The sequence below is a fragment of the Lysinibacillus sp. ZYM-1 genome (genome assembly GCF_001308875.1).
Lineage (GTDB): Bacteria > Bacillota > Bacilli > Bacillales_A > Planococcaceae > Lysinibacillus.
In genome coordinates, this window is the sequence record NZ_KQ465125.1 from 37,075 (window position 1) to 53,361 (window position 16,287).

At 36.8% G+C, this 16,287-nt stretch carries 10 protein-coding genes; 2 read left to right on the plus strand and 8 right to left on the minus strand.

What is annotated here, in order from left to right; translation table 11 throughout:
* Positions 1-52: 52 nt before the first annotated feature.
* Positions 53-1,426, minus strand: coding sequence for an ATP-binding protein (locus AO843_RS15695; protein WP_231630171.1), 1,374 nt, complete (start codon positions 1,424-1,426; stop codon positions 53-55).
* 310 nt (positions 1,427-1,736) lie between these two features.
* On the opposite strand from AO843_RS15695, the gene AO843_RS15700 reads away from it, so the two are divergent.
* Positions 1,737-3,476: a B12-binding domain-containing radical SAM protein gene (locus AO843_RS15700; protein ID WP_054612035.1), complete on the plus strand. Its 1,740-nt coding sequence runs from the start codon at positions 1,737-1,739 to the stop codon at positions 3,474-3,476.
* A 353-nt stretch (positions 3,477-3,829) separates the two neighbouring features.
* Here the strand turns inward: AO843_RS15700 and AO843_RS15705 are convergent, their stop codons facing one another.
* Positions 3,830-5,185 (minus strand): TrkH family potassium uptake protein, encoded by a 1,356-nt coding sequence (locus tag AO843_RS15705; protein ID WP_054612036.1) that lies wholly within the window; start codon positions 5,183-5,185, stop codon positions 3,830-3,832.
* Positions 5,186-5,389: 204 nt separating this feature from the next.
* Between AO843_RS15705 and AO843_RS15710 the strand changes: the two genes are divergently transcribed.
* Entirely contained in the window at positions 5,390-5,617 is a 228-nt protein-coding gene (locus AO843_RS15710; protein ID WP_054612037.1) for a hypothetical protein, read from the plus strand.
* 225 nt (positions 5,618-5,842) lie between these two features.
* On the opposite strand, the gene AO843_RS15715 is transcribed toward AO843_RS15710, so the two are convergent.
* The 6 genes from AO843_RS15715 to AO843_RS15740 all read right to left on the minus strand — a co-directional run bounded on the left by AO843_RS15715 (position 5,843) and on the right by AO843_RS15740 (position 16,166).
* Complete coding sequence (locus AO843_RS15715) at positions 5,843-6,601, minus strand: TerC family protein (RefSeq protein ID WP_054612038.1); 759 nt, start codon at positions 6,599-6,601, stop codon at positions 5,843-5,845.
* Between the two features lie 332 nt (positions 6,602-6,933).
* A complete protein-coding gene (locus AO843_RS15720) occupies positions 6,934-8,019 on the minus strand; it encodes an SDR family oxidoreductase (RefSeq protein WP_054612039.1) in 1,086 nt (361 codons plus the stop codon).
* 20 nt (positions 8,020-8,039) lie between these two features.
* Positions 8,040-11,093 (minus strand): efflux RND transporter permease subunit, encoded by a 3,054-nt coding sequence (locus AO843_RS15725; RefSeq protein ID WP_054612040.1) that lies wholly within the window; start codon positions 11,091-11,093, stop codon positions 8,040-8,042.
* 192 nt (positions 11,094-11,285) lie between these two features.
* The gene (locus AO843_RS15730) at positions 11,286-12,863 is read right to left on the minus strand and encodes a peptide chain release factor 3 (RefSeq protein WP_054612041.1); all 1,578 of its coding nucleotides are present in this window, start codon (positions 12,861-12,863) and stop codon (positions 11,286-11,288) included.
* 135 nt (positions 12,864-12,998) lie between these two features.
* Entirely contained in the window at positions 12,999-14,465 is a 1,467-nt protein-coding gene (locus tag AO843_RS15735) for a UDP-N-acetylmuramoyl-L-alanyl-D-glutamate--2,6-diaminopimelate ligase (protein WP_054612042.1), read from the minus strand.
* Positions 14,466-14,777: 312 nt separating this feature from the next.
* Positions 14,778-16,166, minus strand: coding sequence for an aldehyde dehydrogenase (locus tag AO843_RS15740; RefSeq protein ID WP_054612043.1), 1,389 nt, complete (start codon positions 16,164-16,166; stop codon positions 14,778-14,780).
* Positions 16,167-16,287 lie beyond the last annotated feature (121 nt).

Here is a 16,287-nt window from a genome sequence, read left to right on the forward strand (position 1 = left end):
ATTATTTGATTTAGAAGGTTATATTGTTGTTATGCAACCATTTTTACTCTCTTTATGTTACTAAATAGGCAGAATCTTTTGTGGATACTTCCATTTCCATTGTATCCACTTGATTAAATGTATAGATCGGGAACTGCAGATGGAAGCATGTCCCCTTCTGTAATTCACTATTAACACCTATTACTCCATCATGCTCTTCTATAACTTTTTTCACGAAAGCAAGGCCCAGTCCTGTCCCTGTTGATTTTGTCGTGTAAAAAGGCTGGAATAGGTTTTGAAGGGTTGTGCTATCCATGCCAACACCTTCGTCTTTGATCGTAAGTTCAACAATCGCGCAGTCATTTGTTGTCATTTCTACAGTAATCGTACCGCCATTATTCATGGATTCCATCGCATTTTTGATGAGATTCATTAACACTTGCTTTAATCGATTTTCATTTCCGCCAATATATACTTGATTTGAAGTTGAAATGTACTGAATCATAATATTTTTCATGAGAGCATCTGGTAGCATGAACTCAATGACTTGTTTCACGATATGATCTAGTTCTAATAACTCCACTTTCATAGTTGACGGCTTGGACAATACTAAAAGCTCTGATAAAATTTGTTCCATTCTTTGAAGCTCACTATCAATGACAGAGAGATACATGCGTGATTCATCATCGGCATTTATCTTTAATAAATCAGTAAATCCTTTTAATGAAGTTAATGGGTTGCGAATTTCATGAGCAATACTCGCTGCCATTTGTCCAACAACATTTAAAGCTTGTTGATGCTCAACTTTATGCTGAAGTTGCTTCTTTTCTGTTTCATCGTTAATAACAGTGACAATAATATTATTGTATTCATCAAAGATACTGGAAATTTCATAATAGCAAGTTCTACTTACTTGTGTTTCATCGACAACGTGAATACTTGCATGTTTTTCACCCATTAACTTAGAAAGGTATGATGTGATCTGCCCTTTTTTCAATGTAAATAAATCAAATATATGTTGATGGGCTTTATGGAGCAGCTGTGAACTTTCTACTTTTAGAAACATCTCTGCATACTTATTAAGCCCAAGAATAATACCACTAGCATCACTTACAATAACAGCATATGGTAAGTAATCGTATGCATTAAAAGATTGGGATCTCTCATGCTCTTGACTAATGTATAATTTATGGGCGACATCATCATTTAGAGTTGAAATTTGCGCAACAATTTCCTCTGTATTTGGGTCATAGAAACATTTAAAAGATAACATTTCGTATTCATTTCCAGCTGTGCGAATATTGAAAATTTCTTCCGATCGTAAATCATTTTGTAATTGTTTGACGAACTTAGTCCATTTAAAATTAGAAGGCTCGTCCATTGCCAAATAGCCAATATACGTTAAATTAAGATTAAAAAGTTTGATAGCAGCCTCATTGACGTTCAAAATTTTCCCTGCTTTATTGAGTATAAGTGTTGGTGACGAAGTACTTTTCATAAGATTTCCAAAACATTGATTAATATCATTTTGCTTCAACTTTCTCACCGAACCTTTCAAAAGAGTAAAAAACCTCTAAATCGAATTTTGAGCCTTTACTATACTTTATGACAGCACGATTCTATTATTACAAAATTTAGTAAATTTAAGTATTTTAAATTATTTCACGAACCGTTCACAAAATAAATAGGTAAAAAGAATTATATTGTATGTCAGATACTTGACTGATACAATTAGATGTTGAAAGGAAGATTATTGCATGAATACTATTTTAACTACTTTAAATGCAAAGTATATACACACAAATCTAGCATTACGCTATTTAAAAGGTGCCGCTTCACCTGAATTTAATCCAATTATAGCAGAGTATACAATTAAAGATCCTGCTTTTAATATTGTATCAGATTTATTCCAAAAAAAACCTGATATCGTTGGATTTAGTTGTTATATCTGGAATATCGAAGAAACGATTCACGTTATTAAAATGCTAAAAACGGTCTGTCCAAATGTTAAAATTTTGCTCGGAGGACCTGAGGTATCTTATGATTCTCACCATTGGTTACGCCGTATCCCTGAAGTAGATTTCATTGTGATGGGCGAAGGAGAAACGTCATTTAAACAATTGTTACGCTATTTACACGGTGAAATATTACTGGAGGATGTTCCTGGAATTTGCTATTTGGAGGATGGAAAAGTTAAGATTCACGCTCAACCACCTAAAATTGATTTGCGTGAATTAGCGAGTCCGTTTCGTTTCGAAGAGGATCTTCCCCATCTTGGGAAACGGATTCAGTACATTGAAACAAGTAGAGGCTGTCCATTTAGCTGCCAATTCTGTTTATCTTCTATAGAAGTAGGTGTTCGATACTTTAACCGTGAAAAAATAAAAGAAGATATTCGATTCCTAATGGATAATGGCGCTAGAACAATAAAATTTGTGGACCGCACTTTTAATATAAGTCGTAGCTATGCCATGGAGATGTTCCAGTTTTTAATTGATGAACATAAACCTGGTGTTGTATTCCAGTTTGAAATTACCGCCGATATTATGCGTCCTGAGGTTATTCAATTTTTAAATGACAATGCACCAAGTGGTTTGTTCCGCTTCGAAATCGGTGTTCAGTCGACAAATGATTTAACAAATACACTTGTTCAACGTCGTCAAAACTTTGAAAAGCTAAAACGAACAGTGACCATGGTTAAAGAAGGCGGAAAAATCGATCAACATTTAGATTTAATAGCAGGGTTACCAGAGGAGGATTACGCAAGCTTTCGTCAAACATTTAATGATGTTTTTGCCATGCGACCAGAAGAACTTCAGCTTGGGTTTTTAAAACTTTTACGTGGTACAGGACTTCGAGTAGAAGCAGAGAAGTTTGGTTATACCTACGTAGATCTAGCCCCTTATGAAATCTTTTCAAATAATGTCCTCACATTTGATGATATTGTTCGCATCAAACATGCAGAGGATGTTCTAGAGAAATATTGGAATGATCATCGTATGGATCGTACAATCGAATACTTAGTTACCCAAGTCTTTGATACACCATTTGACTTTTTCCAAAGCTTTGGTACGTATTGGGAAACTAAGGGATGGTCTCGTATTGGTCATCAGTTAGAAGATTTATTCCGACGTTTATTAATGTTTTTAGAAACTGTGGACGGCGCTAATTTAAACATAATTAAGGGCTTAATGCAGTTGGATTATCTGATGGCTCAGCAATTCCAACCACGTAAATTATGGTGGAAGGAACGTCCAACAGTAGAAAAACAAAAAGTAATATACCAGGCCCTACGTGAAAATCCAGCTATTGCAGGTGAGGAATTTGCAGGCTTTAATCTATCTGAGAAAGAGCTGTTTAAGCATACATTGGTTATCCCTCATGCTCTTAATTACCAAGATTTCCTTGATGGCAAAATTGTACAAAAAGATGGCTATCTTTTAACCTATTTCCGTCACGGTCAAGCACCTTACTTTGCAACAATCCACTCTCTTTAATAAGAAACGCTAGCCCTGTATTAACTATCAGGACTAGCTTTTTTTATTGTCTTAAACAATTCTTAAATTTCCCTATGAAAAGAACTTCGGAGCTGTTTATGCCATTTTTGCCATACTTGTTCTATTAGTCAAGTATTCATAGCTATCCATAAATAGTTTAGGGCAAAATTCTTAAAGAAAGGTTATCTATACTTTGTAAATTATACCCATTAAATATTTTCACACTCGGGAAATATTATTTTAAATTTTTTGAAAATTTTATGTCAGTTTATTCATTTAGCGGTTTTAGTAAGAACTATACGATGAAATGATGCTCTCTTATCAGCTATCAGACATCGTATACTTCTTATAAATTAGCCAATAATCACTCGTTCCTTTGGATAATGGAAGGTCGATTTCTTACCTCGTCCCCCACCACCTAATGTATACAAGAAGGATATTAAGCCAACTCGACCAATGAACATTAAAATTATAATGATGATTTTACCAATCACCGATAAATCTGAAGTAATTCCTAATGACATACCACAGGTACCGAACGCTGAGGTGATTTCAAAAATAATTTGAATAAGCGATGCATGTGGCTCTGTAATAAGCAAAATAATCGTAGCAATTAAAACCATGAAAAATGCTAATAAGATTACAACAAACGAGCGGAAAACATCAATTAAATGGATTTCTCGTCCAAACACTTGAATATCTTCTCTCCCTCTTGCAAAAGTAATTAAAAATAAAATGGCGATGGCAAAAGTAGTTGTTCGAATTCCTCCTCCAACTGAACTTGGAGAAGATCCAATGAACATGAGAAAACTCATGAAAATATCTGTCGCTTCACTAAATGTTGTTACATCGTAAGTTGTAAGCCCAGCGGATCTTGTTGATACAGAATGGAACATCGCTGAAAAAAGCGCCTCATGCCAGGACATTTCCTTGAAAGAATGGAATGATTCAAGAAGTAAAATGACGAGGGCACCACCAACAAATAATATCGCATAAGTAGATGTAGTGATTTTGGTAAACAAACTAAATCGAAAATTTGCATGACGATTGAGTAAGAAGGTCTTTAATTCAATTAATACGGGGAAACCGATTGCCCCTAACACGATAAGTACCATTGTCACTAATTGTACAAAATAATCATCATGGAATGGCAATAAGCTCATTCCTGTAATATCAAACCCACCATTGGTTGTAGCAGAAATTGAAGCAAATACTCCGTGTATGAATGCTTCTTCTAACGTATCAAAATAATTGGTAAAGTGTAGCGTTAAGATAATCGTACCTGCTATCTCAATGCCAATTAAGATTTTTAAGATTTCTCGTATTAATTTAACAACGCCAGACAAATTGTACTGGTTATGATCAATCATAATTAACTGACGCTCGCGCATCCCTATTTTTTTCCCGACTAATAGCCACACAAAAGTACCAAGTGACATAATACCAATCGCGCCTAACTGTAAAATAACAAGAATCATGACAAGTCCAAATGTCGTATACGTTTCCGAAATATTAATGGTCGTTAAACCAGTTACACTTACTGCACTCACTGCCGTAAATAGACTATCTAAAAAGGAAACCCTTACTCCTTCTTGATGAACGCCTGGAAGCCGTAATAACAGGAAGGAAATCGCTATTGCTATAAAATAATAAGAAACAAGTACCTGAAATGGTGTGACAAGTCTATTTGATGATTTTTTCCAAGGCACTTTAACAACCCCTCCTACATATGATGCCCAACTAGATAGATAATAGTATAGAAAAAATACATGAAAAAAGAAAGAGGAATAGTTACATCTATACTACTCGACTTATCGACACAAGAATAAATATAAATTAATGTATTAGTAATATTGAACAAAAATTTTCCCCAATACGACTGGTTTACTACTTATTATTTTGGAGGAGAAATAATGAACAGGTTGTTAAAAGGTTGGAGCATATTTATTTTTTCAATCGGAGGAATAGTGCTATTACTAATAGTCGGGATTGTTTTATTATTTCATAATTTCAGGGTATCTTTACAGCCGGATGAAAATGAAGAAGCAAAGGTAAAGTCACAAGCTGAACAATACTTACTTGCGAACTACCCTACTATGAAATACGAAATCTCTGGTGTCGAGTACATAGTGGGTCAGTAACATGATCGATTTGACTATGCCGCATTGATATTAAATATAGAAAGAAGAAATGTTCGAATTTTGGAATGATTATCTTCGCTATGAACTGAATATCGAACACGCCCAAGTAACGATTATGTATGAAAATGAACAATGGATTAAAGAATTTTAATTTAACCCTATTGATATAACTTATAAAAAAATAGCTTAGAGTCCATCTAAGCTATTTTTCAAAATACGTATAATTTATTTTTTATTCCGAACGCCTACTAGATAACCTAAAAATGCAATGGCTAGTAAGACAATCCAGAATGTTAACTCCCATGCAGTGGAATGTGGAAACTCTTCTGGTAGTATACCTACTTTTTCGTGGGCTAATGTTAAAACAACCAGTTTCACACCTACCCAGCCAACAATTAAAAATGCAGCTGTTTCAAGTGAAGGGTAATCATTTAATACTTTGACAAACCATTGTGCTGCAAAACGCATCATAATGACCCCAATAAATCCACCAAGAAGCATGACGATAAATTGTCCACCATTAATGCCACCAACATCAAAATTCCCCAAATGAGGCAACGTGACAGCGATAGCAACTGCTGCCAGCATTGAATCAATAGCAAATGCAATATCCGCTGCTTCAACTTTGAGCACGGTTAACCAGAATCCAGAACCTTTTTTCCTAGCTTTTTCAGTCGATTCTTCTTCCTCATCATCTTTATGTTTACGTAAATCATAAATATTTTTCGCTGACATGAATAGCAGATAAGCTGCGCCTACCGCCTGGATTTGCCAATAGTTTACCAAAATTGTAATGACAAAAAGAGCAGCGAAACGGAAAATTAGGGCGCCAAATAGTCCATAAAATAGTGCCTTTTTTTGTTGCTCTTGTGGTAAATGCTTGACCATTACAGCCATTACTACTGCGTTGTCAGCTGCAAGTAATCCTTCTAATACAACTAGGACAATCAATACCCAGCCATATTGTAATAATATTGCTTCCATTTATGCTAGTGCCTCCTCTAAGCTCTAAATACCCAAAATAATTATTTCTACTAAAGTACAAAAGAAAAAAAACCCTGCCTTAATTAGGCAAAGGTCTCGCTAAGTAAATTAGTACCGTATGGGTACATCTACACGTCATCAGTAATCATTTTACGCATAGAGCCATTCACTATCACATTCTGGCAAAAACCATATCTTGACGAATATGAAACCAGGTAAATTTATAAAACCTGTTAGCTACTCCCCTTTGACAAACTGTCGAAGGTATCTTCTTTCAAACATTATAGCACTATCATTTACAACTGACAAAAATATCTATGTTGTTTTTTACTTTACTTAATTTGTATGTGATAGCTCTTATCTTCTTTATGTGCTAAATAAAAATCAATCATTCTCGGCATCGTCCGAATAAAATCAGGACATGTAATTCCACCCTTTTGTAAAATATGATGAGCCTCCGTCGTGTCAAATGTGGCATTCCATGTTAAGTAATCTAATGTTTCCTGCTCCACCCCTAGTTTTCTCCGAATAAACGGAACCTGCAAGGATAGTTTCGCCCATGCAAATGGGAAACGTCCCTTCGGGTAAGCATTCGTCACTAACTTCACCATAGTACGATACACTTCCTGCACGGGGTGAGGATTCGGATCTGTTAAATGGAGAGTCTTGCCTTCAGCCTCCTGTTCTGTTGCCAGAAAAGTTGAAGCATTTAATATATAATCTACTGGTACTACATTGATCGTAGAAGTAGATTGTCCAATATACGGAATAATAGGTAAACATTTTAAACGTTCTACTACATTTAAAAAGAAATAAGGCCCATCAAACTTAATAGTTTCACCTGTTTCCGAATGTCCCCGCACAATGCCAGGTCTAATAATTGTCAGTGGAATTTCCGATTTTAAATCCTCCACTCGGAGCTCAGCCTCGTATTTTGTTTCTTCATAGTTATTTTTAAATGCCGATGGTCGAATTAGTTCATTTTCACGCAATATCCCCTCACGTTTACCTGCCACGTAGGCCGTACTAAAATACATATAGCGTTTTAAATTGGGTAAAGTGCGTACAAAGTCATTAACCATCGTTGTCCCATGTACATTCACCTTCCACGCGATATCACGTGGTACGGCTAAATCGTAAATGGCTGCTAAATGCCATAATACTTCTATTTGCGGTACAATTTCTTCGATCATTTGATTATCTATACCGAGATTCGGTAATGTAATATCGCCTTCTACAATACGAATCGTACAATTAGGAAACTCGTCTAATATTTTGCTTTTCTCTTTATGAGCCTTAATGGTTTCGCCAGCCAACACGATTGCTATGACCTGTTGCGTCTGTTTTTTTTGGAACAACGTTCGAATTAATTGACTCGAAATGAAACCAGGAAAACCAGTAAAAAAATGAACTTTCATCTCCCATTCCCCCCTTGATTCTAGCGCATCTTCCTTGTTTCTTTATCCACTAAACTATAGACAATCGGTACAATATAAAGTGTTAGTAATGTGGAGGTCACAAGTCCTCCAATAACTGCAACCCCCATTGGTTGATTCATCTCTGTTCCTTCACCAATACCAAGTGCAAGTGGCAACAGACCTAAAATAGTTGTTAGCGCAGTCATTAAAATGGGACGAAGACGATCCTGAGTAGCAAGTAAAATGGCCTCATAAGCTGGCATACCATTCGCTTTTTGTTGATTAATATAATCAACCAAAACAATACCATTATTAACAACAATCCCAACAAGAACTAAGATTCCTATTACAGATGTCACACCGATTAAAGTATGTGTGGCAAACATGGCAATCGCTACTCCAATAATCATTAATGGAACTGTAAACATAATGACAAACGGATATTTAAATGATTCAAATTGAGCAGCCATCACAATATAAACTAGTACAATTGCTAGGACTACCGCTAGTAGCATATCATCGATTGCACTATCATAAAGTTCTCGATCGCCACTAAACACAATTTGTGTAGTAGGTGATAAATGAACCCTTTCTATTGCTTTATCTACCTTAGCGGAAATTCCCCCCAAAGATTCCTTCGATTCATAATCAACGAAAAATGCCACTGCTGCTGCCTGATCAGATCGACGAATGGAGACCGGACCCTCCTGTATGGAAACAGTTGCAACATCCTCTAATTTCACAAACAATCCCGCTGGTGAACGAAGTTGCATAGCTTTTAGTGAATCCACACTATTATTAAAAGTCTGCCCAAAGCCTGTGTAGACAGGTAACACAGCACCGTCCTCTGCGATCAATTGGGAGGTTAACTGCCCTTTTGTCATTTGATTTACAGTTTGTGCAATTTGTGCCGGTACAAATCCATAATCTTTGGCTTTCTCTCGGTTGACCTCAATTTGAATTTCTTGAACGGTATTATCTAAATCCGTGGAAACATTTGTTACTTCCTGGATAGCTTGTAATTCTTGCTGTACTTTATGGACAGCCTGTTGGAGCCTTTGTTCTTCAGAATCTGTTAATCGGAATGTTAACGTATGTGGTGATGAGCCAGTGGCTGTCGATACGTTAAATGTAAGTTCAGCTTTCTCATCTAGCTCTTCTTGTAATTCTTGCTCTAGCTCCTCGACAAATTCAAAAATTGAACGTTCTCTTTCTGCTAAAGGCACTAGCTTCACATACATTTCAGCTTGGTTGGGGCTAGTTTGTCCACGTGATTGAGATTGTTGTGAACCACCAATTAAACTAACATAAACATCTACATCTTTTTCCCGCTTTAAACGTTCCTCAATCTTCCTAACAACCTTTTCTGTTTCAGATACAGCGACACCCTGTTCAAGATTGACGTTTATCGTTGTAAAACCTTCATCAGTGGGTGGTAAAAACTCAGTACCGATTCTAGTTAGTCCAAATAATGACAGGCTGAAGCACACTATCGTGAAAATAAGTATTAGCAAACGATGTTGTAGAACCCATACAATAGAAGATTTGTATCGCTTATAAAATAGAGACTTACTGCGCTGTTCATAAAAGTTGATACTTTTCATTTTTAAAAGGCGACTCGCTAACATCGGTACTACTGTGAGAGCAACTACTAAAGAAGCAATTAAACTAAACGAAATAGTGAGCGCAAATTCTGTAAAAATTTGACCAATCAATCCTTCAATGAACATAACAGGGATAAATACCGCTATTGTTGTTAGCGTTGAAGCAGTGATAGCAAGAGCAACTTCCTTTGTTCCCTCCGTCGCTGCTGCGATAGGGTCCTTTTCTAACCCTAAATGTCTTTCAATATTCTCAATAACAACGATGGCATTATCCACCAACATGCCAATACCCAATGCTAAAGCACCTAATGTCATAATGTTGAGGGAAAAATCGGCAAAAAACATCAATACAAATGTCACAATAACGGAGTATGGAATGGCGATACCAATGATGATAGGGCTCTTCACGCTTCGTAAGAAAACAAAGAGGACGAACATCGCAAATAATCCTCCTAAAATTAAGGAAGAGCCGATGTTACTAATCGCTATATCTACATAGTTGCCTTGGTCCACTAATATATCCGCAGTAATTCCCTTATATTGTTTCTTCTCTAGCAATTCGTGTAATGTTTGTTGAAATTCTTTCGAAACATCTGCTGTATTCGCACCTGATTCCTGTATTACGGACATAAGAACTGCTGAATGCTCATTGGCACGTGTTGTCGTAATGGATTGTTGCTCTGCCCTTTTGACAGTTGCAAGATTGCCGACTGTTAACGTTTCACCCGTTAAAGGATTCACTGAAACGATTAAATCGGCAATACTTTCAGGTGAAGTTAATGTACTAATAATACGTGTTGTTAACATTTTTCCATCATCAGTTAAAACAGGATCACCAGGAAGTGATACATTGTTCGCTTGAACGATTTGAATAATGTCTGTCTGTGTTAAGCCTTTTTCGACTAGCTTTGCTTCATCTAATGTTATTTGTATTTCTTCTATAAGCTTGCCGGAAACATTTACACTTGCGACACCCTCTGTCCTACGCAGTTCTTTTTCCAAATCCTCTGCTAATAAGCGCACATCTACATCATCATTTTCTGCACGCAATGAAAGCTGAATAATGGGAAATTGGGAGGGATCAAATTTTAAAAAACTTGGTTTGCTAGCATCATTAGGGAGTGGTGTCATATCAATCCGCTGTAAAATATCAAGTTGGACATCTTCCAAATTTGTGGACCAATTGAACTCAAGCACGATTAAATTGGTTCCTTCTTGTGAGGTTGACTGTAGTTTCTTGATACCAGGTAAAGTGGCTAATGTGACCTCTAAAGGCTTGGTTATCTTCTCATTCACCTCCGTTGGGTTTGCCCCAGGGTAAGAGGTGACAACTACACCTATTGGAGGGTTTAACTCCGGAATTAAAGTAATAGGTATTTTTAATAACGATACACCGCCTAATAGAATGACAAAAAGCATTGTCACAATAGTAAAGACAGGTCTTTTAATTGAAAAATTACTGATGTTCATATAACAAACTCCTTTTTCTATCTCTTCCTTCCTAGGATAGCCGAAAAGGAGATTATTTTATAAATTAGCTAATTTCCCTCCAACTAGCGATTGCAGACTTCTATTTCCTATTACTGTATATATTCTACAACCAGCGTCAATTTTCCTTGCAAAAAAACACGAATCGCAAAATTGTCGATTCGTGTTTGGCTATTATAGAAGGCTATAAAGTTTGATGTTTTCATTTTTATCGGCAAACCAACGCATGGCAAACTCATTTTCGAATAAGAAAACAAGATTGTCAAAACGGTCTTTCACCAGCATTGAACGACCAGAAGACATAGACTCTTTAACATCCTCTTCATTCTCAATCCAACGGGCAATTTTTGAACCAATTGGCTCCATTCTTACTTCAACATTGTATTCATTTTTCATACGATGCTCGAATACTTCAAATTGCAATTGACCAACTGCTCCAAGAATAACTTCCTCTGTATGCAGCGTTTTATAATACTGAATGGCACCTTCTTGTACTAATTGTAAAATCCCTTTATGGAATTGCTTCGATTTCATAACGTTTTTAGCTGTCACACGGACAAATAACTCTGGTGTAAACTGTGGTAACTTTTCAAATTGAAATGTTTTCTTACCACCCACAACTGTGTCCCCAATTTGATAAGTTCCTGTGTCATATAAACCGATAATATCTCCAGCAACAGCTTCATCTACAGTCTCACGATCATCGGCAAGGAATTGTGTAGATTGGGTTACCTTAAAGGATTTCCCTGTACGAGACAATGTCATATTCATACCACGCTCAAATTTACCAGAGACAATACGTACAAAGGCAATACGGTCACGGTGCGCAGGATTCATATTTGCTTGAATTTTGAATATGAATCCTGAAAATTCATCTTGTTCAAGTGGATCAATAAATTGTTCGTCTTCAGTAATTCTAGGCTGTGGTATTGGTGCAAATTGTAAGTAAGTTTCTAGGAATGTTTGCACCCCAAAGTTTGTTAAAGCTGAACCAAAGAATACTGGCGTTAATTCGCCACGACGAATTTTCTCTTCCGAATATTCATTACCAGCTTCATTCAATAGTAATATGTCGTCCATTGCTTGAGAATAATAAGAAGTGACTTTCATCGGATGTTCTACTGCAAGCTCGCCATTCTCATCTATTGACAGGAAGCGCTCAGTCTCATCCGTACGGAACTGTTCGATACGTTTATTATAACGATCGTAAATACCAAGAAATTCTTTTCCCATACCAATCGGCCAGTTCATAGGATATGCTTGGATCCCCAGTACTTCCTCAAGCTCTTCAATTAGCTCAAGAGGCTCTTTCCCTTGACGGTCCAATTTATTAATAAAAGTAAAAATCGGAATACCGCGCATTTTACAAACTTTAAATAGCTTTAATGTTTGTGCCTCGATCCCTTTGGCAGCATCCACTACCATGACAGCACTATCTACAGCCATTAATGTACGATACGTATCTTCTGAGAAGTCTTGGTGACCAGGGGTATCCAAGATGTTCACACGCGAGCCATTATAATCAAATTGCATCACGGAAGAAGTAACAGAAATACCACGTTGCTTTTCGATTTCCATCCAGTCAGATGTTGCAAACTTACCTGTTTTTTTCCCTTTTACTGTTCCTGCGTCACGAATGGCGCCACCAAATAGTAAAAGCTTTTCTGTAATCGTCGTTTTCCCAGCATCAGGGTGACTGATAATGGCAAAAGTACGACGCGATTGTATATCTTTTTCTAAATTTGAATTCATCTCGTCATTCTCCTTTTTTCATACTTAATAATAATAAAAGAAGACTTGCCTTTCGTACAACCTTTTTACATGAAATCGCCAAAAAGAAAACCCTTTAGTACTATCTAAAAGGGTTTCCTAAGATCTTATCTTCAATCAAACAAATTTCAAATGGCCAGCTTCTATTGCTATTTCTGCATCACTATGTGGAAATTTAGTATTTTCAATAATTTGATAATCCTCATGGCCTTTACCAGCAAAAATAATCATATCGCCTGGTTCAGCAACCTCTATGGCATGACGTACTGCCTCTGCACGATCTCCGATGCAGGCATAATTGTCATGTAGCATCCCTTTGGCCAAATCACCTGTAATACTATTATAGTCCTCATAGCGTGGGTCATCTGTTGTCAAAATGACATACTCTGCTGCCGACGCCTTCTCAGCCATTGCAGGACGCTTTGATTTATCGCGATTACCACCTGTCCCAACTAAGAAAATAAGTTTGCCCTTTTTATATGGTTGTGCTGCTTCAATCGCTTTCTCAATAGCATCTGGTGTATGTGCATAATCAACAAAGATTTGTACAGGTAGGTCTGAACATACTTTCTCCATACGACCTTTAACTGGTGGAAGTTGCTCGACTTGCTCGATAATGGCCTCCATAGAATAGCCACGACCGTAAAATGCCACCATTGCTGCTAATACATTATAAATATTAAATTCACCAAGTAAATTCATTTTCACACGATAAATTCCTTCAGCCATTTCCACATCAAAAGATGTCATATAATCGTGATATTCACAGTTAATTGCACGGAAATCTGCTGTTTCATTTTTTAAACCATATGTCCACACTGGAAATGGTGTCATTGCTGCATATCGTTCTGACCAAGCATCATCAGCATTCAGCACGACGAATTTATTCTTTTCCAAATCCTGTCCAAGCTGGGAGAATAATAAACCTTTAGCGTGGCCATATTCCTCCATCGTACCATGGAAATCAAGATGATCATGCGTTAGATTTGTAAAAATAGCTACATCATAGTCAACACCTGCTAGACGTCCAAGTGCTAGCCCATGTGATGAAACCTCCATCGTCATTAAACGACAGCCTTCCATTTTTGCTCTAAAAATCATTTGTTGCGTCGATAACGCATCACTCGTTGTATTGGCAGATTCATATAAAATTCCATTTAAATTAAAGCCAATTGTGCCAGTTAAGGCAGATTTTTCACCCATACCATGCATGATATTTTGAATAATACCTGTTACAGATGTTTTACCATTCGTTCCCGTTACCCCGATCATCGTAATATCTTTGGAAGGATAATCAAAAAACTTTGCGGCTAGTAAGCCAACTGCACGATCTGTGTCTTTCACAATTACTTGTGCAATTGTCTCACCTAGCGGTAATTCACGCTCCGTTACAACAATTTTAGCCCCGCCATCCACAGCCCTTTGAGCATAGTCATGCCCATCCACTGTATATCCTTTAATACACACAAACATACTATTTGGTTGTACACTTCTTGAATCTACTACGATATCAGTTACTTGGTCTGGCAGCATGCCAATTATTTTTTTCAAAGGTAATGCACTTAACAATTCCTCTGCATACATTTCATAGTCCTCCAATCAATCTCTACACTCATGTCATCATTTTTTACTATTCGACAAAAAACGACAATATGAATCCCCCCACGTTCTATTGAACTTATTTTACTACTTATTTCGCGATAAATAAAATGTCTCCGCGCTGTTTTTTCAACGAAAACGCTTTCATTTGAACAAAAAAATATGTTTTCCTCGAATTTTTCAACTATAATCACGAATCGGCATTTTTCGACATGCCTAGGATGGGATTTTTGGGGACATTCTTCTATACAAAGGAGGGTTTTTTGAATGGGGATATCTTAAGATACCCCCTTTTTACTATTTCATAATAGAACGTACAATTTTCACCTTTTGTTTATAGGGTGGGAAAAGTACATTTGTCTCAAGCTTGGAAGATTTTTTTAAAATAGATTTAGCGTGTGTAAAGTTTTCAAAGCTCGCTTTGCCATGATATGCTTTCACCCCTGAAGGTCCAACACCCCCAAAAGGTAAATGTAAGTTACCAACATGTGTAATAGTATCATTAATACATCCTCCACCGAATGGCAGTTCCTCTAAAAAATATTGAATTGCTTTGTCATGCTCCGAGAAGAAATATGCCGCTAAAGGTTTCGGCAGTTGGCGAATTTGATGAATAGCAAGTGGTAAATCGTTATACATCATGACAGGTAATATGGGACCAAAGAGCTCTTCCTGCATCGAAGGGCTTGTCCACTTAACATACTCAATGATCGTTGGCTCAATATATAAATCATCACGATCTATTCGCCCACCAAATGTAATAGCATCGCGTTCTTCCTTGATAATTTGCTGTAAACGATCAAACTGTCTAAGATTCACAATGCGACCGTAATCAGGGCTTTTCAGTGGATTCTTCCCATAAAAAGTACGTATCGTTTCTTTTAATATTTTCATAAAACGGTCATAAACATCTTTGTGGACAAGTAAATAATCTGGTGCCACACATGTTTGTCCAGTATTTGTGAATTTTCCCCATACAATTCGCTTCGCTGCTACTTCAAGGTTCGCTGTTTGATCCACAATAGCTGGACTTTTTCCTCCAAGTTCTAAAGCAATGGGCGTTAATCGTTCTGCAGCTGCCTTAGCCACCACTTTGCCAACTGCTACACTTCCTGTAAAAAATATATAGTCAAAAGAAGCATGGATCAGGGCAGTGACCTCTTCTTTTTCACCTTCTACTACACGTACATAGGAAGGATGAAATGTTTCTTCAATTACCTTTTTTACGATGGCTGCAGTGTGTACAGATGTTTCTGAAGGTTTGACGATGGCTGTATTTCCACCAACTATCGCTCCTACAAGTGGTTCCATAACAAGTTGGAATGGATAATTAAACGGACCAATAATTAAGGTGACACCATATGGCTCACGAACAATAAAGCTTTTACCCATCTGATATTGAACGGGTGTTTTGACAGCTTCTGGTTGCGTCCATTCTTCCACATGCTTCACCATATATGAAATACTATCTAAGACAATGCCAATCTCAGTTGCATATGCTTCAAATTCACTTTTACGAAGGTCTAAGTATAGTGCATTCAATATTTCTTTCTCATATTTTAAAATGGATTTCTTTAACTTTTTTAATTGCTCTTTTCGAAACTTCACACTTTTTGTGGCACGAGAGAAATAAAATTGACGTTGCTCTGTAATCATATTTTCCACATCTTGAGACGTAAAATTCATCAATAAAGCACCCCTTTTTAAAAAATGACATACATAGTTTTTTCATTTCGAAACAAACTATCATTGTCTATACGATACAACATCAAGAGGAAAAAATCCTCTTTCTTCATCAGGGGGCGAT